The sequence below is a fragment of the Halorubrum tibetense genome, from assembly GCF_055396225.1.
The window spans coordinates 130487-155306 of sequence record NZ_AP043742.1 but is presented as its reverse complement, the minus strand read 5'-3'; the positions used below and the strand labels follow the sequence as shown (position 1 = coordinate 155306).

Here is a 24820-nt window from a genome sequence, read left to right as displayed (position 1 = left end):
TGGATGAGTCACGGTATTTATTCGTCGATCGTGGTATGCGCTACAGTAATTCCATGGGACATGATCACTCGTCGAGCACGTCGTCGAACGCGTACCAGCCCGCGTCTCGGTCGGCGAGCCACGCTGCGGCGTCGATTGCCCCCTCCGCGAAGACGCCGCGGTCGCCCGCGCGATGGGTGAGTTCGAGCGTCTCGCGGTTGCCCGCCAGCAACACCTCGTGCTCGCCGGTTACGTCGCCCGCGCGGCGAGCGTGAACGCCGATCTCCCCGCTGTCGCGGGGGGCGTCGCCCGCCCGGCCGTGAACCCGTCGGTCGAGGTCCTCGCGGACGGACTCCACGTCGTCGAGCAGCGTCTTCGCGGTGCCGGACGGGGCGTCCCGTTTCCCGTTGTGATGTGTCTCGGTGAGCTCCACGTCGTACCCCGGCACCGCCGCGACCGCCTCCCGAACCGCTCGACGGAGCGCCGCCACCCCGCGCGCGAAGTTCGCGGCTTTCAGGACGGGGACCGACTCGCTGACCGACCGCAGTCGCGCGATCCCCGCCTCGTCGAAGCCGGTCGTTCCGGTGACGACGGCGATCCCGGCGTTGGCAGCGGTCTCGGCGTACGAGACGGCCGATTCGGGCCCGGTGAAATCGACGAGGACGTCCGGCCGCCCCGCGTCGACCAGCTCGCCCAAACGGTCGGCGTTAGCCACTTCGATCCCGGAGACTGGGTCGGTCGCCGACCGGTTGACCGCGGCGACGACTTCCACGCGCTCGCGGGCCTCGGCGGCCGCGATCACCTCGCGACCCATTCGGCCGCCGGCACCGGTGACGACGATCCGGACGACGTCGCCGGCGGCGTCATCCACGTCATCGTCGGCGGCGTCATCCACGTCATCGTCAGCGGCGTCATCCACGTCATCGTCAGCGGCGTCGACGGTACCGGCCGTCATTCGGCCGCCTCCACCGGTTCCGGGACGTCGCCCTCGTACGCCGACAGCAGCTCACGGAGCTCCTCTCGCCGATTCTCGGAGAGGCGGGTGAGCGGCGACCGGACCGCCGGACCGCCGCGGCCGCGGATGTGCATCGCCTCCTTCACCGGGATCGGATTGGTCTCGACGAACAGCTCGCGGACGAGCGGCGCGAGCTCGTGATGGAGCGTCCGGGCCCGGTCGTAGTCGCCCGAGAGCGCCGCGCCGACCATCGCACACGTCCGCTCCGGCTCGACGTTGGCGACGACGCTGATCGTTCCAGTGCCGCCGACGGAGAGCGTCGGCAGCGTCAACCCGTCGTCGCCGGAGAGCACGGCGAACCGCTCGTCACGGGTCCGCTCGACGACCTCGCTGATGCGATTCAGGTCGCCGGAGGCGGCCTTGTATCCCGCGATGTTTGGGTGTTCCGCGAGCGCGACGACCACGTCGACGGGTATCGACTGACCCGTCCGCGAGGGGACGTTGTACACTATCTGCGGGAGGTCGACGGCGTCAGCGATCGTCCGGTAGTGTTCGAGAAAGCCCGCCGCCTCCGGCTTGTTGTAGTACGGGGAGATGAGCAACAGTCCGTCGGCACCCGCGTCGGCGGCGCGACGCGATAACGACAGCGCCTCCGCGGTGTTGTTCGAGCCGGTCCCCGCGATCACCGGCACGTCGTCGACGGCGTCTCGGACCGTCTCTATCACGTCGACGTGCTCGTCGTGGGTCATCGTCGCGGACTCGCCGGTCGAGCCGACGGGCACGACGCCGTCGACGCCCGCCCGTTCGAGGTACCGGGCGTTGTCCGCGAGCTGGGCGTGGTCGACTTCGCCGTCCCCAGTGAACGGCGTGGTCATCGCGGGGTACACCCCCTCGAACGGTTCGTCCGCCAGACCGTCGCCGGTTCGGTCGGCGTCCGCCCGGTCAGCGTCGGTTCGGCTGTCGTCGGTTCTCGTGTATGGGGTCGTAGTTGTCGGTGTCGTCATGGTGTGTGGGTGGATTCGGTGAGTGGTGCGTCTCGCCGGTGATTCGGTTTCGACTGTTCGCGTTCGGGTCGGGGGTCGTCCGGGACGGGGTCGCCACTCCCGCCGGGGGACGCGTCACGCGCGTTTTTTCGAGAAGAGCCGCGTCGCTGTCGGGAGTCGCGGGCCGCGAACCGACGCGGTTGGAGTCACGGTGTCGGATACGTCGTTTTCCGGCTTATACGTTGTGTCTTCCCCGAAGAACTGCCGTAGCCTCGGGACGTGGACACGACACACACCTACACGCCGACACGCGGAAATACAGCCGCTCGCCGGTCCACCGACACACGCTTTTACCATTGCGACCCGTCTGTCAGGCTCCATGAGTGAGCCAGCCGACGACGCGCACGTCGAACGCCGCGAGTACGACCCCGATGCCGACCACGCCTTCCCCGACGACCGGCTCAATGCGGTGCTCGAGCGGATCACGAGCGATCCAGAGATCGAGGCGTATCTGGAGGCGCAGAACGTCAACCCGGTCGCGCGGAAGGGGTACAACGACCACGGAGAGAAACACGTCGAGATCGTTCGCGATCGCGCGCTCCAGCTGTACGACCTCCTCAAGGCCGGTGGCGTGGAGTTCAACGGTGCACGCCAGCAGGGCCTCGACGAGGCCGACGAGTCGGTGATCATCGCGCTCGCCGCGACGCTTCACGACATCGGTCACGTCGTCCATCGGGACGACCACCCGTACTACTCGATACCGCTTGCGGCCGACGTCCTCGACCGGTTCCTTCCGGAGTTCTACGACGTCCCCGAGCAGGTGCGCGTGAAAGCCGAGACGCTTCACGCGATCCTCTGTCACCACACCGAGGAGGAGACGCTAACGCGCGAGGCAGGGGTCATCCGGATCGCCGACGGCCTGGATATGGAGCGGGGCCGGTCACGGGTCCCCTACGAGAAGGGCGGGCGCGGGATCAACACCGTCTCCTCACAGGCGATAGAGCAGGTGGTTTTGAAACCGGACGAGAACCTCCCCGCACAGGTCGAGATCCGGATGAACAACGCGGCCGGCGTGTATCAGGTCGACTCGCTGTTGAAAGCCAAAGTGGAGGGGTCGCTGCTGGAGGAGCAGGTCCGGATCGTCGCGATCAACACGAAGGAGAACGGTGAGGGAGCGATCGTGGAACGGATCGAGCTGTGAGTCGGGTCGCCGAGCCGTGTTTCCCGATCCCCTCCGACCCGCTCTTCGGACTTTCCGAACCGGTCAGGGGCCGCGCCAGGTTTCGCCCGCCCCTGGCCCGTCCATGGCGGGGATCGGTGCGGCGTCGGTCGCGATCGCCGTCGTCTCGATGAAGTCCTCGACTCCCAGCCCACCTCCGAGCTGGCTCCCCTCGTCGGCACCGCCGCCGAGCACCGGGGTGACCGGGAACCCGTTTCGTGGCGACCCGACGGTCGCGATCCCGGGCTGGTTGACGACGAGCCGGCCGACACGGAGCGCCGTCGCCGCCCGCTTGACGCGCCGTTGCCGCGTCGTGTGGACCGCGGCCGCGTGTGGCCCGCCGATGTCGGCCGCGAGCGAGAGCGCCGAGCCGAACCCGTCGCGCTCGTGGACCGCGATCGCCGGGATCCCGGGGAGCGTCGCCACGGGGTCGTCGCGGTCGACGGGTTCCGCGACGAGGAAGGCGGCGTTCCGCGCATCCGGCGGGAGGTCGAGCTCGGCTGTCAACCAGCGCGGCGAACAGCCGCACGCGGCCTCGGGGAGCCCGCCGTTCTCGCGCGTCACGAGTGACCGGAGTCGGTCCTGTTCACGCTCGCCGAGGACGTACCCGCCCTCGGACCGAAGCGCGGACAACAGGTCGCCGACCGTGTCGCTCGTCGCCACGACCGCCGCGTCGGCGGCGGGGTGTGACCCGAAGTCGTAGGTGGCACCGACAGCGACGTGTGTCGCCACGTCGGTCGCCGGGTTGGTCCCGTCCGCGACGGAGACAAGCCCGTTAGCACTCGTACAGAGGTTAGGGGTGCCACAGCGCTGCCCCGCGGCAACCGTCGTCTCGGGACCCGGCGCGCAGACGAGGTCGACCAGCTCGAACAGCGAGTCAGTGCTCGGCTTCGACGCGGGTGCGGGGACCGTCGAGACGGACTCCGGCGGAACGCCGGTCCGCGAGAGCGCGCGTTGGACGGTCTCGACGACGACATCACAGGTCTCCATCGCTGACGGGGACGGTGCGAACACGACCGGGTTGCGGCCGGCCAGCGCGTACAGCGAGACGACGGCCGGCACGACAACCGGGTGTGTCGCCGGGACCGAGGTACCGACGACCCCGACCGGTCGAGCCACAGTCAGGGTTCCTCGCTGCCCGTCGCGGTCGATCACCCCGGTCGTCGCGCGTTCCTGAACCGTGGACCGTGCGCCCCGCAACACCGTGGTTATCTTCTCGGCTTTCGCGTCCGGGTGTCCGCGTCCGGTCTCGTCGGCCGCGATCCGTCCGAGTCGTGCGACGGTATCCGGGTCGGTCAGCGCGTCGCCGACCGCCTCCACGACGCTTGTCAGCTCGCGATCGTCGGTGTCGGCCAGCTCGCTCCCCGCGGATCTGGCATCCGTCACCGCGTTTACGACTCGTCCCGCCGGCCCGTCATCCGTCGTAACGTCTCCAGTCATAGACTATCGTGTGTCCGCATCCGTCATATTCTCACCCCGTGATGTATCATGTCACCCCCTGAAACGACATCTCCGAGGAGAAACAGTTATGATAATGGGGAATGGTACCACTCAGCAGATACATGGACGACCCGCCGGCGCTCGTCGAGGTCGTACAGCGGCGGCTCGACTTCCTTGAGACGCTCTCCGGCGGAGCGTTCCGGAAACACGAGCTGGTCGACGAGATGGATTGTTCGCGGTCGACGGTGAACCGCGCCATCGACGAGCTGGAAGACGAGAGCCTCGTCACCCGCGAGACGGACGGCTATCGGACGACGCTCACGGGGCGGCTCCTCGCGTCGAGCTATCGCGACTTCCTCACCGCCGCGGCTGATGTCGACGACACCCGTGAGGTCCTCTCCCCGCTGGGGGCTAGTATCGATCTCTCCCCGGTCGCCCTCCGTAATGCAGACACGTATCGCGCGGCCGGCCCCGACCCGTACCGACCGCTCGAACGGCTCGACAGCGCTGTCGTCGACGCGACGGTCGCCGACATCGCCGTGCCGACCCTTCCGTATCCCCGACTCCTCGATCGGCTTCGGAACCTCGCCAGCGGCGATGGACCGGGCAGTGGTAACAGTACCGACGGGGAGATACATGTCGACCCTGGAACGGGTGAAAACGGCGTTACGCTCGTCCTCGACAACGCGCTGTACCGCCACGCGAGAACCCGGTTCCCTGCCGACATCGCAGCCGTCGCGAGCGCCCCCGGCACGACTGTCGCCACCACCGACCGCGTCGATGTCGGGATCGTCGTCACCGATGGGGTATGTCTCACCCTCGTGTTCGACGACGAGGGCGGACTTCACGGGATCACCGAGTCGACCGACTCGGCGGCGATCGAGTGGGCGCGCAGCCGTGTCCGGTCGCTCGCGAGTGACGGGGACGAAGTGACCGGCGAGCTCGCCGACCTCTCCGAAAACGACGGCGGGGATACGGCACCCGGCGGGTTCATCGGTCGGACGGCCGCCGCCGACGGGATGTCCCTGACTGCACAAGGGTTCAGCGTTCTGGACGACGACCGCCTCACGAGGGAGGCGGACCCGACGGGTCCCCTCCGCGCCTCGCCCAGCTTCGCCGAGGTCGCGGCCGGCCACGTCGTCGAACGAACCGCGCCGACCCCTGAAGGTGACGGCCGTCAGGCGATCGCCGACCGACTCCTCACGGGGCTCGACGACGGGACGGACCACGCCCTCGTCGGCCCGCCGGGAAGCGGCAAGAGCACGGTGTGTCGGGATGTCGCGGTCCGTTGGCATCGGTCGGGTCGCGGCCCGGTCCTGTACCGTCGGGGCGACGCCGAGGGGACGTTCACCGCCGTCGAGACGCTCCGTGAGCGTGCCTCCGCGGCTGACGGACACGCTCTCGTCGTCGTCGAGGACGTGGTCGATCCCGAGGCGGCGCGAACGATGACGGTAGCCAGAGGACTCGCCGAGCGCTCCGACGTCTCGTTCCTCTTCGATGCCCGCGAGGCGGCGTACGACGACCCCGACGACCTGTCGCTTTCGCCCGCGGACCTCGCGTACCGACGGGTGGTCGAAACGGTTCGGATGCCCCGGCTCGACGCGCAGGAGGTCGAGCGGTTCATCGATCACGTCGACACGACGACCGACGCGTCCCTCACGGCGGACCCGACGACCCTACAGGAGGCGATCGGCGTCGGAGGCGCCGGCGAGGAGGACGGCGGTGCGGACGGCGGCGGACACAGCAGTCAGGGAGAGGTGTCGCGGCTGGTCCACCGGCTCGCCTATTCGGTCGCACCGATCCGCGGGGAGCCGGCGGCGCGGAGCGCCTTGGAGGACGAAGTCGCCCGCGCGGTTCGGGAGATCGCCGGCCGCCCCGCCCCGACGATGGACGTGGCGACGCTCCTTACCGTGTTGAACGTCGCCGGTGCCGACGACGTTCGCTCGCTCGCGTACGCCCTCCTCGACGGGACGGGCGAGTCCGCAGACGGATCGATCGCCGGTTCCGACGCGAACTTGCGTTCCGACGCGAGTGACGCATCCGGAACCGGACCCGACGCTATCCGACGTGCCCTCGAACGGCTGGAGGGAACGGTGCTGGTGTCCGCCCCAGACGGCTCGACTCGACTCGTTCACGAGGAGTGGTCGGCGTTGTTCTTGGAGCGGTTGTTGGAACGTGACCCGGAGCCCGTGGTCGCCCGGCGGGTAGGTCGCGTGGTGACGCGCCTGCTCTCGCTCGCCGACGACCCCGCCAGGCGGTCGCGGATCCGACGGGTGTTCGGCGGCGACGCTCCCGCGATCGACGAGATCGAACGCGACCCCGCGGAGTGGGCTGCGACGACGACCCGGGCGGTGTACGGTGTCGGGCGCGATTTTCCCCGGCTCGCGGGATTGTACGGCCGCGTCCGGTACTCCTGGATCGATCTCCCCGAGGCGTGTCCGGACGCGCTCCGGGAGCGCCCCCCGGAGTGGATCACCCGGATGTACATCGACGCGGGCGACCTCGAACGCGCGACGGAGGCCCTCGACGCGTGGCGGCCGGCGTCGGCGATCGGCGAGGCGAAACGACAGCGCGGGTTCGGAGACGTCGCCCGCCGACGTGGCGATCACGACGTCGCCATGGACCACTTCGACCGGGCGGCCGAGCTGTTCGACGACGCGGGCGATCGGGAGGGGCTCGCCGCGGCGGTTCGCGGGCGCGGACAGGCGGCCCACTTCGCCGGCGACTACGAAACCGCCTACGAGGCGAACTCCCGCGCGTACGCTATCGCTGCGGCGCTCGGCGACCCGATCGCGGTCGCGAAGAGTCTGATGCTCGTCGCGAACGCGCTCGATTCGATGGACGGCGGCGAGACCGTGATCGCTCACTACCGGTACGCGCGCGAGCTGTTCCGTGCGTACGACTACGTCCACGGGGCGGCGAACGTGTCGGCGAACCTCGGCGTGACGTATCGGCGGCGGGGGGACCTCTCGGCGGCGAGACGCGCCGGGCGGCGCGCGCTCGACGGCTACCGAACCGTCGGCGACACACACCGGGAGACGATCGTCCTCTTGAACCTCGGGGCGATCGCCGAGCAGCGCGGTCAGGCCTCCCGCGCCCGCCAGCGGTACCGTGAGGTCGAGTCGCTCGCCGAGCGGGTCGGCTCCGAGCCGAACCGGGGGATGGCACTGACCGGGCTCGGCTCCGCCGCGCTGGCGGCCGGCGAGCTCGACCGAGCGGAACGACACCTTCGGGACGCGCTCGCCGCCTTCGAGGGGGGAGACGCCGACCACCGGCGGGCGATGGTGCTCACCGCGCTCGCCGAGGTCGCGCTCGAACGCGGGAACCTCGACGAAGCCGACCGGACGCTCGACCGGGCCGCGGCCCTGCTCGAAGGTCACGCCGGGTTGAAACGGACCGCCGAGCTCGGTCGCGTTCGCGGAACGATATCGCTCGAACGCGGGATGCTCGCGGAGGCGGAGTCGTCGCTCACAGACGCCCTCGAGGCGGCCGAGTCCGGCGGGTTCACTGGACAACAGACCGAGATACTCGCCGCGCTCGGTGCCGTCGCCGCGGAGCGGGGCGACGACGACCTCGCCATCGAGCGGCTCACCGAAGCCCTCACGGAGGCACTGGCGTTCGAGTGTGCGCGGGCGATCGTCGCCGCGGCGGAGCGGTTGTCACACCTGCTGTCGGACCGAGACATCGGGCCCGCCGTCACGGCCGGCGCGGCGGACGACCTCACGCTACGTGACGGAACCTATCTCGACGCCGAGACCTGCCGTCGGATCGCGACACGGTGGCGGATCGGGGGTGATAACGACACCGAAATCGGGGACAGCGCCGAAAGCGGGAACGAGGACCGGGACGACGTGACCGGCCACGACGCGACCGACTCCGACGCGGTCGAGACCGTGTCGGAATCGCTTTCCGAACGGCAGGAGAACCCCGAGCATGAGCGATAGCGAGGACCTCGCGGAGTTGCGCGTCGGCGCCGACTACCAGTTCGGCGCGGGGGCCGGCGAGGCGCTGTTCCCGGTGGACGAACCGATCACCATCCGCCGGTCGAGCGGCGGGCGACCCCGACAGATCATCGACGGCGACGTCGACGACACGCCGGGGAGCCCCGAGGGTGACCGGCTGGTCTCGTACGGTACCGACGGCCGGTTCACGCTCGGAACCGCGGGCGCACGCCGGCTACAGGACGCGTTCCCCGAGCCGAGCCATCGCGTCGTCGTCGGCTCCGAGAGCGAGCCGTACGTGCGCGACGGCCGGAACGCGTTCGCGAAGTTCGTGACCGCCGCCGACGACGGGCTCCGTCCCGGCGACGAAGCGATCGTCGTCGACGCCGACGACACGCTGTTCGCGGTCGGTCGCGCGGAGCTGTCCGGCGCGGAGGCGCTCGCGTTCGATGCCGGCGTCGCGGTCAAGGTCCGTCACGGTGCCGGCCACGAGGTCCCCGCCGAGACCCTCCCCGACGATTTATAAGTGCGCCACGTTGTTCGAGGGGCCATATATAAACGAACTCGGTCCCACTATCCCCCTACTGCCGGCCCGAGATCCGTTTTCACGGAGGCACGGCTGTAATCCGGAGCGAAACGGGATACGGTCCGTATCGGTGCGGGGGAGGGGTTCGAAACGGGACGAGAGACGCCCAGTAACACCGATCGGTCAGGTATAAACACCGCGTCGCGAGCGGGACGATCACTTATAAACCGGCGGTCCGACGACGGTCCGTCTCGGGGCGGTAGTTAGATCACGACGCCGAGTCCCAGCGCGTCCACGAGCGACACGCCGGCAAGCAACGAACCGATCAGGTAGCCGCCGATGGCGCCGCCGTTTAGTAGCGGGAGCCCGGCGTGGGCGCGGCCCTTCATCACCCAGCGCATCAACACGAGCAGCCCGACGACCGTCCCGAGCATCGCGAGCACCGCAGGGAGGTTGATCTCGAGAGCGGCGAACGGAAGCGCCTCGGCCGGGGAGAACCGCGCTGCGCTGGCGACCAGCACCGCCGGGATCACGGCGTCGCCGAGCCCGATGAAGAACGCATCACGGCTACCGTCCCCGTCCTCGGTGGTACCGTCCGCATCGTCGTCGTTCGCGTCGCTTTCGTCCGTATCCTCACCGGTGCCGTTCCCGTCCGTGTCGAACTCCTCCACATCGCCCTCGTGGACATCGTTCGCGCCGGCGAAGTCGTCGTCGAGAAGCGAGTAGGACAGCGACAACGGGATCACCAGGACGACGGGGATGTTGAGGTCCATCACTCCCTCGGCGAGCGACAGCATGTGTTCGGTCCCGTACACCGAGATCGCGTCGTACACGGCGAGAAAGACCAAGAGCACGAGCGCCGGAAGCAACCCGAACGAGATCCCGAACAGTCCGGCCGCGCCCGCGCCCATCAACACTCCGGCGGCGTCGATGACGTACCACTCCGGATGGACCAACAACCCCACTGCGACCGCGACTGCGGGGATCGCGGCGACGAGCGGCGGAACGAACGCCGCGAACACGTACCACGAGAGCCACGCGGAGACACCGATGATCAACAGCCGGATCGCCCAGTCGAGCTCGTAGCGGAACGCCGCGAGCATGAAGCCGGTCATCACGACGATAGCGGCGATGTAGAGGAGGCTGTTCGTCGGGTCCTGTGGGTTCTCGACGGGCTGGTAGCCGCTCGCGTCGAACTCCGGGACCAGCGCCAGCGCCCCCACCTGGACGATGACGAACAGGCCGACGGCGAACGCGACGCCACGATACTCGCGGGGGAACATTCGACCGTCCGTTCAGGCGGCGGGGGTTTCGTCCTTACGTTTCACTCGCCGTTCTGTGAGCCCTATCGCCGAGGTTTCGCACGGCTCTCCGTTCGAGAGACGGTCCGGGATGGTGTGGGAGCGGGTGGGCCCGGACCGGGTGCCGACGGACGACGGACGGTGGAAGCGAGTGGTGGCCGACCATGCCCGAAACGGGTGGTCGGCGAGTGCGCGCCCGCGGCGTTTACCGACACACCGAAGGGAAATAAGAAGCCACCGACCGAATTATCTGAATTGATATTCATTCCTTCGCTGACCGGGCGAACGACGTGGTTCACTCCGAGACGGATGGCTCCCGAGCCGACGAAGAGGTGGGATGTGCGAAAGCGGACGGGAGGCGGGTGAACGGGCGGCGAGCGACAGCGGACCCCCGGGCTGTCGCAGAGACGCCGCCCGTGCGGGCGGGACGGGCGTGGATCGTTGTTCGCCGAACTCCGACGAGAAAAGCGTCGGACTTCGGCAACGATAGTTACGGTTTCGCGGCGTATAAAACCACGAGGTATCGGAATGGGCAGGCTCGGAGACCACCGAGCGGCACGGATCAGCGCCGGTCGCGCAACGCCGGGAACTCCTCGCGAACGGCCGCGACACGATCCGAGTCGACCTCGGCGGTCACCGTCGTCGGGTCCGGGCCCGCGGCGGCGAGCGTCGTCCCCCACGGGTCGTAGACGGCGGTTCGGCCGCAGAGCGCCTCGTCGTCGAACCGGCCGGTTCCGTTGACCGCGGCGACGTACGCGAGGTTCTCGATAGCGCGAGCGCGTCCGAGGGTCCGCCAGTGTTCAACTCGTGGATACGGCCACGCGCTGGGGACGAGTACGCACTCAACGCCGTCGTCGACCAGTCGTCGGAACAGCTCGGGGAACCGCAGGTCGTAACACGTCGTCACGGCGACCGTCACCCCATCGATATCGACGACCGGAACCCGGTCGCCCGGGACCATCCGCTCCGTCTCTTCGGAGCCGTATCCGAACAGGTGGTGTTTCCGGTACACCAACCGACGGTCGCCCGTGGCGTCGAACAGAACGGCCGTGTTGGCGAGCCCCGACGCCGCTGGCGTGTCTACCCCGTCTTTGGCGGAGGCGGCGAGGTCCTCCACGACCGTGCCCGCGAGCACGGCGACACCGGCCGAGGCAGCGGTCTCGGCGAACCGACTCAAGCGGTCACCCGCGACGCTCTCGGCGGCCCGGCCGTACGCGTCGAACGCGAAGTAGCCGACATCGAACAGCTCCGGCAGGACGACGAGGTCCGCGCCGTCCGTTGCGGCCGCCCGTACCCGGTCGAGGGCGCGGTCGACGTTGGCGGCGACGGCACCCCCATCGATGTCGAGCTGGATGCAGGCGATCCTCATACGTCGGGTGCGAGCGACCGCCGGAGCGCGGCTTCGAGGTTGTCGAGCTCCTCGTCGAAGTTCCGTTTAAAGAACGACTCCACACCCGGGAGCCTCCCGTCGACGACGAACTCGTTGGCCAGTGTACACCCGTCGGCCGTCTCCGTGATCACGTGTTCGCCGGTGACGCGGAACGCCTTCGACTTCCCGACGAACTTCACACGGTTCGGCGGATCGCGCTCGATCTCCTCGGTCTCGACGGTGATAGTCGACCGGATCATCGGGATCGGCAACGACACGTGCCAGGTCGCGCGGCCGGCCCCGTGGACCTCGAACGTGTCGACCACGCTGATGGCTTCGGCGCGTTGCTCGGCGTCCGAGATGAACGCCCACACGTCGGTTGCGGGTGCGTCGAACTCGAACGTCCGGGAAACTCGGACGGTCATACGTCACGTTGGGTGCCCAGGAGAATTAAAGGAACGGGAGTCGGCGGTCGGGACGACACCGGCGTCCGGACGGTGGTACCGGCCCGACGACGGTAGCGTCGGGACGGCACGGGCGTTGGTGGTGCGGCGGCGACGGAGGTAGGTGACCAAAGCGGGCCGACCGACACGACGGTCAGACCCGACGGACGGTCACCCGCGAGTGACGCGCCAGGTCGTCGAGCGCGCACGGCCCCACTTCTCGATCTCGACGTCGTCCGCCTTCTCGGCCAATCGGGGGAGCCGGGTACCGACCTGTTTGGCGGTGAGACCGATGGCGTCCGCGATCGTCCGGGAGCGGACGTACCGCTCGCCGCGAGTGACGCTGTCCGTGAGGTACGCGAGGATTCGCCGTTCCTCCTCGGTGTACTCGGTCATCACCCGATGTAGGCGTCTGACGTTCTTAACGGTTTCTCGTCAAGGGCTCCGGATCGCGGGCGCGGTCAGTCGAACAGCTGGACTGCGACGACGGAAAGCAGCGCGAAAACGAACGCCGCCGCGAACCCCCACGCGCGGCCGATCTGTGTCGGATAGCCGAACAGGATCACGGCCCCGACCAGCGCGACGGCCGCCAACGCGAGCGTCACGCCGATCCCCTTGTCCGATCCGATGGATGCCTCGCTCATACGCGTCGCTTCGCGGGTGGACACTTAGTTCATACGTACGTGTTTACCCCGAGGTCTCGACAGCCGGCACAGCGTGAGCCCGTGAGATAATCTTATTGTTGCTGACGACTCGACGAAGCTCTTCGTATGGATTGCGTCCCTGCTGGCGCCACGTCGCCAGCAGGGACAAGATCGTCTCGTGAACGAACATTCCTCGGTCATTACGGAGCGTTCCGATGATTTTCCGGAGAACCACTGGCTCACGAAGTGCGTTCTCTGCGGCATTGTTCGTCGGAGAGACCGCTGGCTCACCGACGAAGGTGAGCCAGTGGTCGAGACCTCCTTCGATCTTCCCGAGCAGTGTTGCCACTGGTCCGTCGGGTACTGACCGTTCAATCAGCGATTCAAGCTCTCTTCGCGCCACACGCTGGAGGTCTGCTCTCTCACGAGGGCTTGGGTCGCTCTCCAGCCGGGCCTGGAGAGCGACGTACACCTGTCTGAGAGCGTGGTAGATCGGTTCACCTTCTGCCTGCTTTTCGGCGGCGTCTTCAGCCTCTCGAAGAATGTGCGCCCAACACCGCTGGAGGTTGCTGCTGAAAGCTGGGTACGCCGTCCACCCGTCACAGATGACCGTTCCCGCGAAGTCCTCACCGAGGACTTCCGCGGGAACATCACTCCCACGACTCTCTCTCACCGCGTATAACGTATGCTGAGCGGTCTTGAACGTCCAGATCCATGCCTGCTCACCGTCACGTTTGATGCCTGTTTCGTCGATATGAACCACGTCGGCATCTCGGATCTCTTGACGGATCTGCTCGTACTCACAGCGACCGGCGCGCGCAGCGCGCTCGGTCGCGTGCCACGCAGATGCACCCGAGAGTTTGAGTCCATGCAGCTGCTCGAAGCGGTCAGCGATCTTCCGGTAGGGAAGGCGGTGATCGTACCGTGACAGAGCTGATTGAGCGATGACGTTCACCCCGAACTGCCCCTCATCGGGGCAGTCGGGGTGAGCCGCAACTGTCTCTGTTCCACAGGAATCGCACTGGTAGTAGTGGCGGTTGTACCGAGTGATTTCTGGGGGCTGCGGATCAGGGATCTCCTCGACGAGTCGGGGGCTGACGCCCACCGACTCGTCGAAGTGGTCGCCACACTCAGGACAACAGTCACAGGTGACTTCGATTTCTTCGTCGGGATCAGCTGTAGAACGCCACTCCGGATCGTGACCGTCCTTCCGACCGGGAGTGCCGCCGTCAGTTCGGACATCGTCATCTTCGTCATCCTGCGAGGTCGGGGACTCGTCGGTCCCCGACCGTCGCTTGCTGGGTGGAGTGTGTGGATTTTCGTACTTTCGGAGGCGTGTTTCGAGTTCTTCGATCCGCTCTTGCTGCTGCTCTATTCGTTCGTTCTGTTCCTCGATCCGCTCATTTTTCTGGTTGAGCTTTTCTTCCAACTCGTTGATTCGCTCCTCCATCTGGAGAAACCGCGAGAGAAGTTCATCCTTGGTGAGATCGTCCCAGCTCATCGATCCCACCTCGGAACGGCGACAGCAGGGCCAACGGGATGGTCTCCGCTGCTCGGAGACCATCCCTGAGAAGGCATTCCCGATTCCTGCTGACGGACCATGTGTCCCCCGCGTGTCTCTATCTACGAGACAGTGACGAAATCAGCCCGGGCTAAACACGTACGTTCATACGAAGAAACGGCCGCGTCGGAGCGGGCACCCTAGTCCGGTCGGTCCGCGTACCCCTGCTACCGCTCAGATGATGTCGACGTGGTCGGACGCCTCGTTGAGCGCGAGATTCGCGGCGATCTCGGCGTTTCGCATGGCGTACTCGGCGGTGTGCTGGAGGCTGACGAGCACCTCACGGGTCATCAGTAGGGTCTCGTTGTCGAGGTCGTTGGGGAGCTCGTCGAGGATCTCCCGCTCGCGGTCCTCGAGCCGGCCGAACCGGTCGCGACACTCCACGGTGAGGTCGTAATCCCGCTCGACAACGGCCCTGACGGCGAGCGCCGTGAGCTCGTCCACCTGATCGGTGAACTCGCGTATCTGCCGCATCGTGGCGCTGTCGACATCGAGGGTGTGGCCGTCCGCCTCCATGACGATGTCGGCGATGTCCTCGGCGTTGTCGGCGGTGAGCTCGAGGTTCTTCGCGACGGACCGGTAGCCGATCAGCGGGAACCCCTCCTCCAACCCGACGGCCCGTGCGAGGTTCGGGTTCTGGTAGGCGGTGAAGATCAGCCGCAAGAGGAGCACGAAGATCTTGTTCGCCTGTCGCTCCCGGTTGAGTGCACGCTGTGCGAGGTCCGGATTGCCGTGTGCGAGCGCCTTCACCGCCTCGCCGCGCATCGTCGACCCCGTGTTCTCGAGCCGTTCGAGCAGGTTGTCGAGCGTGAAGTCCTCGGGGTCGACGGAACACCGGATCGAGATATCGGACGGCGTCTCCTCTATCACGCCGAGACCCATCAGCTGGGTCTCAGCTTTGTACACCGCGTTGATGTGTTCACTGTCGAGCGTCCCCTCGCTCCGCACGTGGATAACACGACGGCCGAGCACGTACTGTGCGACGACCGCTCGTTCCAGCGACCGCGCGTCGAGTCCGTCGGCGTGGATCACGGCCTCCGACTCCTCCGTACTGACCGACTCGGGTAACACCGTCAGCGTTCCCTTTCCGCCCATCCGTAGCGATACCTCGTCACCTTTGTTCACGCCGTGCTCCTTCGCCCATTCGGCGGGGAGCGTCATCGCCAGCGTCGAGGGGCCGAGCCGCTGGACCTTCCGCGTTTCCATGTGCTCGAATACCACAGGATAGACCTTAACGTTGTCCCTATGGTCATTATACGCTCGCACAGATATACAAGGAATACCAGAGATATCGGGACGGTTCTGTCGGAGGGATGTCGTGACCGTCTCGTGGCTACGGCTCATCGGCCGTGGCGTCGACTAGGCTCCCGTCGACCACGGATATATATACGCGTCACTCGGTAAGACGGACATGGGAAACCGGGTTCTCGTCGTCGACGACTCCGCCTTCCAACGTACGGTGATCACGGACGCGCTGGAGCCGGAGTTCGAGGTCGTCGCCGAGGCGGAGAACGGCGTGGAGGCCGTCGATGCGTTCGAGGAAACGGCCCCGGACGCCGTCTCGATGGACGTGGTGATGCCGGAGATGACGGGGATCGAGGCGACTGCCGCGATCAAGGAACACGACCCGGAGACCACGGTCGTGATGTGTACGAGCGTCGACCAGCAGGAGAAGATGATCGAGGCGGTGAAAGCCGGCGCGGACGGATACGTGACGAAACCAGTCGACGCGGACGCTCTCCTTTCGGCGTTCGAGGACCACCTCGGCTGATCCGGGAGAACGACGTTCCGCCGGTCGGTGGGGACCGATCCTCGGCGATCACGCCGGGTCGAACGAGCGGAGTATCGCCGCGAGGGCGCTTGCGAGCTCCTCGAAGCGGTCCATCTCCATCGAGTCGGTGGTCACCCACACTCCGTGGTCGTTCGCGATCACTCGGGTGAGATATCCGTTCTCGAAGACACGAACGGTGAACAGGTAGTCTCCGAGCTGACTGTCCGCGTACAGCGACTGTGCGTGGAACCCGTTGCGCTCGTTTTCGGCAAATCCGAGAAGATCAGCAGTTCGGCTCAGGTCGCTGCGGAGGTAGAGCTGCTCGATGTCGTCCTCGGTGAAGTACGTGAGACTCCGCAGCTCGTCCCCCGTCGCCGTTCGTGCCGCGCTGAGCAGTTCGTCTGTGTGGTTGTTGGTGGATTGTGACATGCTACCATATAGAGGAGTATCCTACATGAGCGTATGGGTTGTATCCATCTCGCTCCGGTCGCCGATGCGACTACCGAACTGTCTCGGACACGACCCAGTCCTGTCGAGTGACGAATGGAAAGGGGAGCGTTTACGGATGCGCCCCGTATCGCTCCGATAATGAGCGAGCAGGACGACGTCTGTGTCCTCCTCCCGACGTTCGAGGAGGCCGAAACCGTCGAGACGGTGGTGTCGGAGTTCCGGAACGCGGGCCTCGGCCGGGTCCTCGTGATCGACGGTGGGTCGACCGACGGGACCCGTGAGCTCGCCCGCGACGCGGGTGCTCGCGTCGTGGAACAGTCCGGAACCGGCAAGGGACAAGCGATCCGGGAGGCGGTCCGCGAGCACGTCGAGGCCCCGTACGTGCTCATGGCGGACGCGGACGCGACCTACGACGCCGGGGACGCCGAAGCGATGCTCGAACCGCTTCGAACCGGCGCGGCCGACCACGTCATCGGGAACCGGTTCGCGGACATGCGTCCCGGCGCGATGACGCGACTGAACCGGATCGGGAACCGCCTCATCAACGCCGCCTTCCGAGTGATCCACGGCGAGGGGTTCGCCGACATTCTCTCGGGATACCGCGCGTTCACTCGCGAGTCGTTCCTCGAGCTCCATCTCTCGGCGGACGGATTCGGGATCGAGACGGAAATGGCGGTCGAGTGCGTCAAGAACCGGGTTCCCGTCGCAGTCGTGCCGATCACCTACCGGCCACGACCCGGTGGCTCCTCGACGAACCTCCACCCGATCCGGGACGGCGGCGTGATATTCCTCGAACTGTACCGGAAGGCGAAGACGAACAACCCGCTGTTTTACTTCGGCAGCGTGGGCGCGCTTTCGACGACCGCCGGTGCCGTGATGGCCGCCTACGTACTCTACCGATGGATCGTCCACGGCGTCGGTCACGAGATCATCGCCGTCGGTGCCGCGGGGGCGACGATCCTCGGGATCCAGCTCCTCGTGTTCGGCTTCCTCGCCGACATGATCCTCTCGTTACACCGCGAGCAGCTGGCCCACCACGACCGCGCCGTCGACGTAGGGGGAGAACGCGAGACGGACTCGAGAGTCGACGACGACAGCGCGACCGACGCGGACCCATCCACTGTGAGAGAGCGGTGACGCAGCGACGTCGCGGCGTTTCGGTTCTCACATACGTTCTTCCCGGGATATCCTCCACATAGTTTATACCACCACCGGGACACCGGCGTGCATGGACGAGAAGCGTTTCGTCGTTGCCCTCTTCGGTCTCTCGGTCGCAGTCGTCGCCGGTTACATCGCCTACCGGTTCATCGCCGCGCTCACCGTCGCGGTGTTCCTCTACTACTCGACACGGCGTTTTTACTACCGGTTGGAGCGGTTTCGGCTCCCCGCGCGGGTACGGGCAGTCGTCTCGTTGTCGCTCATCGGCATCCCGCTGATCGGGCTGTTGAGTGCCACGGTCGTTCTGCTGGTCGTGGAGGCCAGGCGGGTCATCGAGCGGTACCCGATCGGGGAGACGCTCGACGGCGAGGCGGAGTGGTTCGAGGGGTTACTCGATCTCTCCGAACTGACCCTCGACGGACTGATCGCGGCGTATCGGGCGGGCGAGTTCGACCCGTTGATCCAGTTCCTCGCCGAACACGCCTCGTTGCTAACGAACACGATAACCGGGTTCCTGTTGAACCTGCTCATCACGGTCGTCGTCACCTACTACCTGCTCCTCGACGGCTCGAAGTTCCACGACTGGCTTGTCGCCTTCGACGATCAGGCTATCGTTCGGGAGTACCTCGAAGCGGCCGACGCGGAGATGGAAGCGGTGTTGTACGGGAACCTGCTCAACGTTATCGCGATCTCGGTTATCGCCGTCACGACGTACACCGGATACAACCTGGTCGCGCCGGCGGGCGCACAGGTCCCGTACCCCGCGTTGGCCGGGGCGCTCACCGGGATCGCGAGTCTCATCCCCGTCATCGGGATGAAGATCGTGTACCTCCCCCTTGCCGCCGCGACCGCGACTCCGGCAGTGATGGGCGGTGATCTCGACCTCCTCGTGTACGTCGGCGGGTTCCTCCTCGTCGCGGTCGTCGTCGTCGACACGATCCCCGATATCGTGTTGCGACCGTACTTCAGTGGGAAGACGACCCACGTCGGTCTGCTCATGCTGGCGTACATCTTCGGTCCGGTCGTATTCGGTTTCCACGGCCTGTTTCTGGCACCGATCGTGCTGGTGCTCGCACTCACATTCGCCGACACTGCCCTCCCGAGACTCCTCGGTGCCGAACCCGAGGACCCGAACGTGGCCGACGCCCGGGTACCGCCCGGGCAACGTCGCCTCGACGAGTTCTGAGTCGCCGACTGGGCTCGAAACTGGCCGCCGTCTCGGCCGAAGGAGATAACTCCCCGGTGGGCGACCGGATCGACGTATGCGCGTGCACGTCATCGGTCTCGGTGGTGCCGGGGGCCGTATCGTCGACCGACTCGCCGCGGACCACCACGGGGATCGGTTCCTGCAGGGAGTGTCCGCCTTCGACACCGATATGGCGTCGCTCGAATCGCTGCAGACGCTCGGTCCCGATCGGCGGTACCGGTTCGGTGACGCCGCCGGCGGCGACGGGCTCGACGGCGACCTCCACGCCGGTCGCGAGCTCGGACGCGCCCACGCGAGCGAGCTCGGCCGGGCGATGGACGACGAGAACCCCTCGATCGCGGAGGCGTTCGTCCTCGTCGTCGGCCTCGGGGGGGCCGCGGGCGCGGGTGCTGCACCCGCCCTCGCCGCGGAGCTCGGTCGGTTGTACGACGCCCCGACGTACGTCTTCGGGGTACTCCCGACCCCTACGGAGACCGAGGCCGGCGCGAACGACGACGCACCCCGCCGCCCGCTCGCCGAGAAAAACGCGGCCCGGACGCTGGAGGCCCTCTCGGACGATGTCGACGCGGTCTTTCCGTTCGACAACGCGGCGTGGCTCAAGAGCGACGAAACGATCGTTGACGCCCACGACCGAGTGAACGGGGTCGTCGTCGAGCGGATCGCCGCCCTGTTCGGGGCCGGCGAGGGTGACGACGACGCCGTCACGCCACAGCAGGTTCTCGACGCCAGCGACGTCGCCCGTGCGGTCGGCGACGACGGCGAGATCGCGGCGCTCGGGTACGCGACACAGCCGGTCGAGCCGCCGGAGACGGAGTCGCGGTTCGGTCTCGGCCTGTTCGGGTCCAAGGAGCCGGAGAAGGTGGACACGAGCGCGGCGGTGTCGGCGATCGAGACCGTGATACGGAAAGCGACGCGAGGGAAGGGGACTATCGAGGTCCCGGACGGACGGGCGGACCGGACCCTGCTCGTCGTGGGCGGGCCGCCGGCGTGGCTGAACCGCGAGGCGATAGCCGACGGCCGCCGGTGGCTGGCCGAGGAGACGGGGTCCGGCGCGATACTGAGCGGTGACGCTCCCACGCCGGGGTCCGAGGCGGTGTTCGCCGTCGTGGTCCGGTCCGGTATCGACGAGCCCGACCGGCTCCGCGAGATCCGCGACTCGATCGCCTGAGCGACACCGCAGTGCGGGCAGCCGGGAGACGATCGGACCGATCCCGTTAACCGCCCGCGTCGCCCGCCTCTAGACATGACGACGCCTTCCGACGCCAGCGCGGAGCTCGGTCTCGGCCTCAACGTCCACGACGTGGATGCGGTCGCCGATCGGCGCGACGAGCTGGCCGATGCGGTCCGCGACCACGCCGGCACGATCGCCTACCAGCTCGCTCGGTTGCAGGGCGGTGATTACGGTCGGATCGAGCTGTCCACGCCGGGCGGCGAGTGGACCGTCAAACACGAGGCGGGCGAGCTGGAGTTCCTTCTGTTCTCACCCAACCGGGGATCCGACACCTACGTCGTCTCGACGAAACAGCCGCCGGATCCGGCCGGGCTCGCCGCCGCCCTGGACGATTACGCGAACATGGTTGCCGCGTGGAACGATCACGTCGAGTCGCTGTCCGGCGTCCTCGACGACGTCATCGCCGAGTTCCCCGATCCCGCCTCGACCGAGGGAGTCGTGGCCGAGCGTGACCGGGTGCTCGACGCGGTCCGTGAGACGTGCAGCGTGATCGCGGGCGAGATCTATCGCTACGAGGCGGACGACTACGGCACGTTCACCGCCCGGGTCTCGGGAGATCGGTGGGAGCTCAAGTGGGAAGAGGGGAGCGTCTCGTACCTTCGGGTCGGGGGTTCGAACGGCGTCTACCTGCTCTCACAGTACGCGGCACCCGCCGCACCGGACGTCCGGGAGTACGCCGATCGGTTCCCGGCGTTCGTCGAAGCGTACAACGAGTTCGTCGCGGGCGTCGAGAGCGACCTGGCGCGGGTCGAGCTTCGCTGACGGCAGCTCGGCGCCTTCAGCCCGAGTAACCCACCCCCTCGTCACGACTCCGCAGTGATCGCCCGCCAGCACCAGACGAACCGCTGGCCGGCGGTCACGTGCGTGAACACCGCGAGGAACGCGAGCGTCCACTCGACGAGCGAGAGTCCGTAGACGACCGGGTTCGCGACGGTCGCCACGGCGGCGACCGCCCCGACGAGGAGGAGGATGTCCGCCCGCCCGAGCAGGCCGCCGTAGATTCGTTCAAGCCCCAATGCCTCCGCCTGTGTCCCGAGGTACGCGGTGAGGAGGACGCCGGTGAGCGCCAGCATGCCGAGGACGTACCGCTCGACGCCGATCGCCAGCCCGCCAAGGATCAACACGTCGCCGTAACGGTCGAGGACGTGATCGAGGAAATCGCCGGCGTCCGAGGCAGTGTCCGTCGCGCGTGCGAGCGCGCCGTCGAGGACATCGAAGAAGCCGGTGACGAGCACGAGGAGGGCGGCGGGCGCGTACCAGATCGGGTCCGACCCGCCGAGAACGAGCGCGTACCCGCCGGCAGCCGCCGTGAACACCGATAGCGTCGTGATCGCGTTCGGCGTGACCCCGACCCGGTCGGCCGCGGTCACGAACGGGGTTATCGCCCGACTCGCCAGCGGACGAAGCCTGTCCAGCGTCATCGTCGCGAATCGCCCCCGGACGGTGATGACATTCCTGTCAGTCGCTACTCGCGCGGGTGGTATAAACCGGTCGTCGTCGCCGCCGCTCCCGGTGTCGTCGCCGCCGATCCCTCGCCGTGGTCGCTCGGCCGTCCGTCGCTAGAGGCGTTCCCCGACGCCACGGTTGACAACCCTTATTCCGGACCCCGTGGATCCGTTCGGCATGTCCATCAGCCTGCCCGGGCCGACGCTCGGTGTCGTCGGTGGCGGCCAGCTCGCTCGAATGCTGTCGGAGGCGGCCGCACCGCTCGGCGTCGACGTGGTCGTGCTCGATCCGACTCCCGACTGTCCGGCCGCACCGGTCGTTCGCGACCAGATCGTCGCCGCGTTCGACGACGCGGACGGGATCCACGAGCTCGCCTCGCGCGTCGACGCGCTCACCTTCGAGATCGAGCTCGCGGATCCCGAGGCGTTGGCGGCGGCCGCAGCCGAACACGACGTCCCGGTCCACCCCGACCCGGGGACCTTGGAAACGATCCAGGACAAGCTCGTCCAGGCGGAGGCGCTCGCCGACGCCGGGATCCCCGAACCGGAGTTCGTCGCGGTCGCGACCCAAGGCGGGGTCGAACGGGCGGCCCAGGAGTTCGGCGGCGTCATGCTCAAAGCCCGTAAAGGGGGGTATGACGGTCGTGGGAACGTCCCGGTGACGGACCCCGCGGACGCGGCCGACGCCCTGGCGGCGGTCGGGGGTGACGCCATGGCCGAGCGGTTCGTCGATTTCGAGCGCGAGATCGCCGTGATGGGTGTGAAAGGAGCCGACGGCGAAACGCGAACCTACCCGCCGACAGAGACGGTCCACCGCGACGAGATCCTCCGCGAGAGCGTCTCACCAGCCCGCGCCGACGACGCGGTCCTCGACCGTGCCGAGGCTGTCGCGGAGGACGTTCTCGCGTTTCTCGACGGGCGCGGGGCCTACGGGATCGAGCTGTTCGAGACCCGCGACGGCGACGTGCTCGTCAACGAGATCGCGCCGCGTCCGCACAACTCCGGCCACTGGACCATCGAGGGGGCCCGAACCTCGCAGTTCGAGAACCACGTCCGGGCCGTGCTGGGCTGGCCGCTCGGTCCGACCGATCTCGTCGCGCCGGCAGTCACGGCGAACCTCCTCGGCGACGTGTCCGACCCGACCCCGGCGACGCTCCGCGGGGTCGAGTCCGTTCTCGCCGCGCCCGACGCGGACCTCCACTGGTACGGAAAGGCGGAGGCGCGGCCGCTCCGCAAGATGGGCCATCTCACGGTGACTGCCTCGGACGAAACCGCTGACCTCCCTGCCGATCGCGACGCGCTGCTCTCCCGGGCGCGTGCGCTCCGAGACGGGACGACGTTCCGTCGGGAGTAGTCGGTCGGCCAGGGCTAGTCGGTCCGCCAGGGGTAGTCGGTCCGCGAGGAGTAGTCGGTCCGCCAACAGGTGTATTTCACGTACTGCCGGAACCGTCGATCGGCAGTCAGTAACCGGTGGTTCACCTCTCGACGAACTCGACGCCGGTGATCTCGAAGCGCGCACCCCCGCTCTCGCTCTCGACTGCTGCTATCGACCACCCGTGGGCCTCGACGATATCTCGAACGATCGCGAGTCCAAGCCCGGTTCCGGCCCCGCTCGTCGTGAATCCGAGGTCGAACACCTCCTCACGGTTCTCAACCCCGATCCCGGGACCGTCGTCCTCCACGTAGAACCCATCGGGAAGCGTCCCGATCGTCACTGACACGGGGCCGTCGACGTGGTCGCGAGCGTTCCGAAGCAGGTTATCGAACACCTGTTTCAGCCGCCCCGGATCCGCGAGGACGACCGCGTCGTCGGCGCTGGTGGCCGTCAGCTCGTCGTCCCGGATATCGGCGTCGAGCTCGTCGACGACCGCCGCGAGCGAGACGGGTTCGAGCTCCGTGACCGTCTCACCCCGTAGGGAGAGTTCGAGGAGGTCTTCGAGGAACGTCGTCATGTTCGTGACGGTTCGCTGGATCACGTCGAAGTGTCGCTTCTCGCCCGTTTCGCTCGCGATCTCCGCGTAGCCCGCGATGACCGACAGCGGGTTCCGGAGGTCGTGTGAGACGATCCGAGCGAACGCGTCCAACCGCTCGTTTTGCTCCTCGAGCTCCCGTCGCTGGAGCTCGATCGTCGTCACGTCCTGTATCAGGACCACCCATCCGTATCGCTCACCACCACGTCCGATGGGGGACCGACTCAACTGCAGGAACCGTTCCTCGTCGTCCCCCTGTAGCGTCATGAGGATCGACCCCTCCGCACTGAGTCGGTCGTACTCCGGGAGCCACGCCGAGACGTCGCCGCCGAGCACCTCGTCGCGACCGCCGAGAACACGCTCGGCGGCCGGATTGACGTCGACGACAGTCTCCTGGCTATCGAGGACGATCACGCCGTCGCTCATCTCCTCGAGTACGACTCGGGAAGCGATCGGCGTCAGGTCCAACAGTCGGTATCTGAACACGGCGACGCCGAACAGAACCGTCGAGAGCGACAGCGAGACGGGTGTCAAGTTCACCGCTGTCGCGTCGATCGGTGGGATCGAGAACACGTGAAACACGTTGACGACGAGCGGGATCGCGGCACCGAGGACCAGAAGCACGTCCCCGCGTCGGATCGACCGCCCCGACCGGAGCGCGTGCGCCGAGACGAGTACGGCCCCCGCGACGATCAGGACGTACGAGATGCCGAGATGGAGCTGGTAGATCGGCCCGTTCGTCGTCATCAGTCGCGCCAGCGACCCGGATGTCGACAGTGTCGCGTCGGTCAGCGCCAGCGAGTACGGGTTCGTCACCAGCGTGACGATCAGTACGACCGGGACCACGCCGAGAGCGGCGACGACCGCCGGGGTCAGTCGATCACCCCTACCCGTGTACGCCACCGCGAACGCGAACCACGCTGCCGGAGTCACGGCAGCACCGACGTGAAGAACCCGGTACGCGAACAGCTTCGCATCGAGTGTCGGACTGGCCAGCTGGACCGCAAACGTCCCGGCCCAGATCGACACCGAGAGACACAACACGACGAACGCGCCGAGGGTCGCGGTCCAGCCCTTCCGTCTCGCCGAATCGATCCCGTACGCGGCCCACAGCAGTGAGACGGCGGCAGCCACGAACAACAGGAGAACGTACGGGGTCGACTGCCACTCCATCTGGAACAACCGTTCGACCGAAAGCGCGTTCCGTATTTAAGTCGGTTGGCTATG

Annotated in this window: 22 protein-coding genes; 9 read left to right on the top strand and 13 right to left on the bottom strand. The window is 67.3% G+C overall.

The features are described from left to right. Positions 1-64 precede the first annotated feature (64 nt). Both dapB and dapA read right to left on the bottom strand, forming a co-directional pair. Complete coding sequence (dapB, locus tag ACZ5TV_RS00695; protein WP_464384325.1) at positions 65-850, bottom strand: 4-hydroxy-tetrahydrodipicolinate reductase; 786 nt, start codon at positions 848-850, stop codon at positions 65-67. 80 nt (positions 851-930) lie between these two features. Next, positions 931-1938 carry a 4-hydroxy-tetrahydrodipicolinate synthase gene (dapA, locus tag ACZ5TV_RS00690; RefSeq protein ID WP_379783011.1) on the bottom strand — a complete coding sequence of 336 codons (1008 nt, stop codon included), beginning with the start codon at positions 1936-1938 and terminating at the stop codon, positions 931-933. A gap of 358 nt (positions 1939-2296) precedes the next feature. Here dapA and ACZ5TV_RS00685 point away from each other — a divergent pair, with 358 nt between their 5' ends. Beyond that, on the top strand, positions 2297-3118 hold the full coding sequence (locus ACZ5TV_RS00685) for an HD domain-containing protein (protein WP_379783009.1): 822 nt from the start codon (positions 2297-2299) through the stop codon (positions 3116-3118). A 63-nt stretch (positions 3119-3181) separates the two neighbouring features. On the opposite strand, the gene ACZ5TV_RS00680 is transcribed toward ACZ5TV_RS00685, so the two are convergent. After that, complete coding sequence (locus tag ACZ5TV_RS00680) at positions 3182-4576, bottom strand: aldehyde dehydrogenase family protein (protein WP_464383999.1); 1395 nt, start codon at positions 4574-4576, stop codon at positions 3182-3184. 101 nt (positions 4577-4677) lie between these two features. Between ACZ5TV_RS00680 and ACZ5TV_RS00675 the strand changes: the two genes are divergently transcribed. Together ACZ5TV_RS00675 and ACZ5TV_RS00670 are read left to right on the top strand one after the other, a co-directional pair. Further along, the gene (locus ACZ5TV_RS00675) at positions 4678-8520 is read left to right on the top strand and encodes a tetratricopeptide repeat protein (protein WP_464383998.1); all 3843 of its coding nucleotides are present in this window, start codon (positions 4678-4680) and stop codon (positions 8518-8520) included. Beyond that, positions 8510-9043 (top strand): PUA domain-containing protein, encoded by a 534-nt coding sequence (locus ACZ5TV_RS00670; protein WP_464383997.1) that lies wholly within the window; start codon positions 8510-8512, stop codon positions 9041-9043. Before ACZ5TV_RS00675 ends, ACZ5TV_RS00670 begins: the two co-directional genes overlap by 11 nt. Before the next feature lie 263 nt (positions 9044-9306). On the opposite strand, the gene ACZ5TV_RS00665 is transcribed toward ACZ5TV_RS00670, so the two are convergent. From ACZ5TV_RS00665 to ACZ5TV_RS00635, 7 genes are all read right to left on the bottom strand, one after another. Continuing rightward, the gene (locus ACZ5TV_RS00665; protein ID WP_379782555.1) at positions 9307-10326 is read right to left on the bottom strand and encodes a presenilin family intramembrane aspartyl protease PSH; all 1020 of its coding nucleotides are present in this window, start codon (positions 10324-10326) and stop codon (positions 9307-9309) included. 580 nt (positions 10327-10906) lie between these two features. Continuing rightward, the gene (locus tag ACZ5TV_RS00660) at positions 10907-11713 is read right to left on the bottom strand and encodes a carbon-nitrogen family hydrolase (RefSeq protein ID WP_379782557.1); all 807 of its coding nucleotides are present in this window, start codon (positions 11711-11713) and stop codon (positions 10907-10909) included. Continuing rightward, entirely contained in the window at positions 11710-12138 is a 429-nt protein-coding gene (locus tag ACZ5TV_RS00655) for a CoxG family protein (protein ID WP_379782559.1), read from the bottom strand. The genes ACZ5TV_RS00660 and ACZ5TV_RS00655 overlap by 4 nt, the downstream gene beginning before the upstream one ends. 189 nt (positions 12139-12327) lie before the next feature. Next, on the bottom strand, positions 12328-12552 hold the full coding sequence (locus ACZ5TV_RS00650; protein WP_379782561.1) for a DUF7123 family protein: 225 nt from the start codon (positions 12550-12552) through the stop codon (positions 12328-12330). Between the two features lie 65 nt (positions 12553-12617). Then, on the bottom strand, positions 12618-12800 hold the full coding sequence (locus tag ACZ5TV_RS00645) for a DUF7525 family protein (protein ID WP_379782563.1): 183 nt from the start codon (positions 12798-12800) through the stop codon (positions 12618-12620). Positions 12801-12843: 43 nt separating this feature from the next. Then, complete coding sequence (tnpC, locus tag ACZ5TV_RS00640; RefSeq protein WP_464383947.1) at positions 12844-14301, bottom strand: IS66 family transposase; 1458 nt, start codon at positions 14299-14301, stop codon at positions 12844-12846. Between the two features lie 234 nt (positions 14302-14535). Then, entirely contained in the window at positions 14536-15567 is a 1032-nt protein-coding gene (locus tag ACZ5TV_RS00635) for a PhoU domain-containing protein (RefSeq protein ID WP_379782225.1), read from the bottom strand. Positions 15568-15772: 205 nt separating this feature from the next. Here ACZ5TV_RS00635 and ACZ5TV_RS00630 point away from each other — a divergent pair, with 205 nt between their 5' ends. Beyond that, the gene (locus tag ACZ5TV_RS00630) at positions 15773-16132 is read left to right on the top strand and encodes a response regulator (protein WP_379782227.1); all 360 of its coding nucleotides are present in this window, start codon (positions 15773-15775) and stop codon (positions 16130-16132) included. Between the two features lie 48 nt (positions 16133-16180). On the opposite strand, the gene ACZ5TV_RS00625 is transcribed toward ACZ5TV_RS00630, so the two are convergent. Further along, positions 16181-16561, bottom strand: a complete 381-nt coding sequence (locus tag ACZ5TV_RS00625; RefSeq protein WP_379782229.1) for a DUF7522 family protein — start codon at positions 16559-16561, stop codon at positions 16181-16183. A gap of 159 nt (positions 16562-16720) precedes the next feature. On the opposite strand from ACZ5TV_RS00625, the gene aglJ reads away from it, so the two are divergent. From aglJ to ACZ5TV_RS00605, 4 genes are all read left to right on the top strand, one after another. Next, a complete protein-coding gene (aglJ, locus tag ACZ5TV_RS00620) occupies positions 16721-17719 on the top strand; it encodes an S-layer glycoprotein N-glycosyltransferase AglJ (RefSeq protein ID WP_379782231.1) in 999 nt (332 codons plus the stop codon). 91 nt (positions 17720-17810) lie between these two features. Further along, complete coding sequence (locus tag ACZ5TV_RS00615; protein ID WP_379782233.1) at positions 17811-18926, top strand: AI-2E family transporter; 1116 nt, start codon at positions 17811-17813, stop codon at positions 18924-18926. Between the two features lie 76 nt (positions 18927-19002). Beyond that, positions 19003-20115, top strand: coding sequence for an FtsZ/tubulin family protein (locus ACZ5TV_RS00610; protein WP_464383996.1), 1113 nt, complete (start codon positions 19003-19005; stop codon positions 20113-20115). 75 nt (positions 20116-20190) lie between these two features. After that, positions 20191-20940, top strand: a complete 750-nt coding sequence (locus tag ACZ5TV_RS00605; RefSeq protein ID WP_379781224.1) for a hypothetical protein — start codon at positions 20191-20193, stop codon at positions 20938-20940. A gap of 41 nt (positions 20941-20981) precedes the next feature. Here the strand turns inward: ACZ5TV_RS00605 and ACZ5TV_RS00600 are convergent, their stop codons facing one another. After that, entirely contained in the window at positions 20982-21599 is a 618-nt protein-coding gene (locus tag ACZ5TV_RS00600; protein WP_379781222.1) for a CDP-alcohol phosphatidyltransferase family protein, read from the bottom strand. A gap of 202 nt (positions 21600-21801) precedes the next feature. On the opposite strand from ACZ5TV_RS00600, the gene ACZ5TV_RS00595 reads away from it, so the two are divergent. Further along, positions 21802-22977 carry a 5-(carboxyamino)imidazole ribonucleotide synthase gene (locus ACZ5TV_RS00595; protein WP_379781220.1) on the top strand — a complete coding sequence of 392 codons (1176 nt, stop codon included), beginning with the start codon at positions 21802-21804 and terminating at the stop codon, positions 22975-22977. Positions 22978-23098: 121 nt separating this feature from the next. On the opposite strand, the gene ACZ5TV_RS00590 is transcribed toward ACZ5TV_RS00595, so the two are convergent. After that, positions 23099-24766, bottom strand: a complete 1668-nt coding sequence (locus ACZ5TV_RS00590; RefSeq protein ID WP_379781218.1) for a histidine kinase N-terminal 7TM domain-containing protein — start codon at positions 24764-24766, stop codon at positions 23099-23101. Between the last annotated feature and the right edge of the window lie 54 nt (positions 24767-24820).

Excerpts from the sequence above, each read along its gene's own strand:
- ACZ5TV_RS00680 (WP_464383999.1), bottom strand. The coding sequence starts at position 4,576 with ATGACTGGAGACGTTACGACGGATGACGGGCCGGCGGGACGAGTCGTA.
- ACZ5TV_RS00670 (WP_464383997.1), top strand. The coding sequence starts at position 8,510 with ATGAGCGATAGCGAGGACCTCGCGGAGTTGCGCGTCGGCGCCGACTAC.
- ACZ5TV_RS00630 (WP_379782227.1), top strand. The coding sequence starts at position 15,773 with ATGGGAAACCGGGTTCTCGTCGTCGACGACTCCGCCTTCCAACGTACG.
- ACZ5TV_RS00595 (WP_379781220.1), top strand. The coding sequence starts at position 21,802 with ATGTCCATCAGCCTGCCCGGGCCGACGCTCGGTGTCGTCGGTGGCGGC.
- ACZ5TV_RS00665 (WP_379782555.1), bottom strand. The coding sequence starts at position 10,326 with ATGTTCCCCCGCGAGTATCGTGGCGTCGCGTTCGCCGTCGGCCTGTTC.
- tnpC (WP_464383947.1), bottom strand. The coding sequence starts at position 14,301 with ATGAGCTGGGACGATCTCACCAAGGATGAACTTCTCTCGCGGTTTCTC.
- ACZ5TV_RS00650 (WP_379782561.1), bottom strand. The coding sequence starts at position 12,552 with ATGACCGAGTACACCGAGGAGGAACGGCGAATCCTCGCGTACCTCACG.
- dapA (WP_379783011.1), bottom strand. The coding sequence starts at position 1,938 with ATGACGACACCGACAACTACGACCCCATACACGAGAACCGACGACAGC.
- ACZ5TV_RS00615 (WP_379782233.1), top strand. The coding sequence starts at position 17,811 with ATGGACGAGAAGCGTTTCGTCGTTGCCCTCTTCGGTCTCTCGGTCGCA.
- ACZ5TV_RS00645 (WP_379782563.1), bottom strand. The coding sequence starts at position 12,800 with ATGAGCGAGGCATCCATCGGATCGGACAAGGGGATCGGCGTGACGCTC.
- ACZ5TV_RS00660 (WP_379782557.1), bottom strand. The coding sequence starts at position 11,713 with ATGAGGATCGCCTGCATCCAGCTCGACATCGATGGGGGTGCCGTCGCC.
- ACZ5TV_RS00610 (WP_464383996.1), top strand. The coding sequence starts at position 19,003 with ATGCGCGTGCACGTCATCGGTCTCGGTGGTGCCGGGGGCCGTATCGTC.
- ACZ5TV_RS00590 (WP_379781218.1), bottom strand. The coding sequence starts at position 24,766 with ATGGAGTGGCAGTCGACCCCGTACGTTCTCCTGTTGTTCGTGGCTGCC.
- ACZ5TV_RS00635 (WP_379782225.1), bottom strand. The coding sequence starts at position 15,567 with ATGGAAACGCGGAAGGTCCAGCGGCTCGGCCCCTCGACGCTGGCGATG.
- ACZ5TV_RS00600 (WP_379781222.1), bottom strand. The coding sequence starts at position 21,599 with ATGACGCTGGACAGGCTTCGTCCGCTGGCGAGTCGGGCGATAACCCCG.
- aglJ (WP_379782231.1), top strand. The coding sequence starts at position 16,721 with ATGAGCGAGCAGGACGACGTCTGTGTCCTCCTCCCGACGTTCGAGGAG.
- ACZ5TV_RS00605 (WP_379781224.1), top strand. The coding sequence starts at position 20,191 with ATGACGACGCCTTCCGACGCCAGCGCGGAGCTCGGTCTCGGCCTCAAC.
- ACZ5TV_RS00655 (WP_379782559.1), bottom strand. The coding sequence starts at position 12,138 with ATGACCGTCCGAGTTTCCCGGACGTTCGAGTTCGACGCACCCGCAACC.
- ACZ5TV_RS00685 (WP_379783009.1), top strand. The coding sequence starts at position 2,297 with ATGAGTGAGCCAGCCGACGACGCGCACGTCGAACGCCGCGAGTACGAC.
- ACZ5TV_RS00675 (WP_464383998.1), top strand. The coding sequence starts at position 4,678 with ATGGTACCACTCAGCAGATACATGGACGACCCGCCGGCGCTCGTCGAG.
- ACZ5TV_RS00625 (WP_379782229.1), bottom strand. The coding sequence starts at position 16,561 with ATGTCACAATCCACCAACAACCACACAGACGAACTGCTCAGCGCGGCA.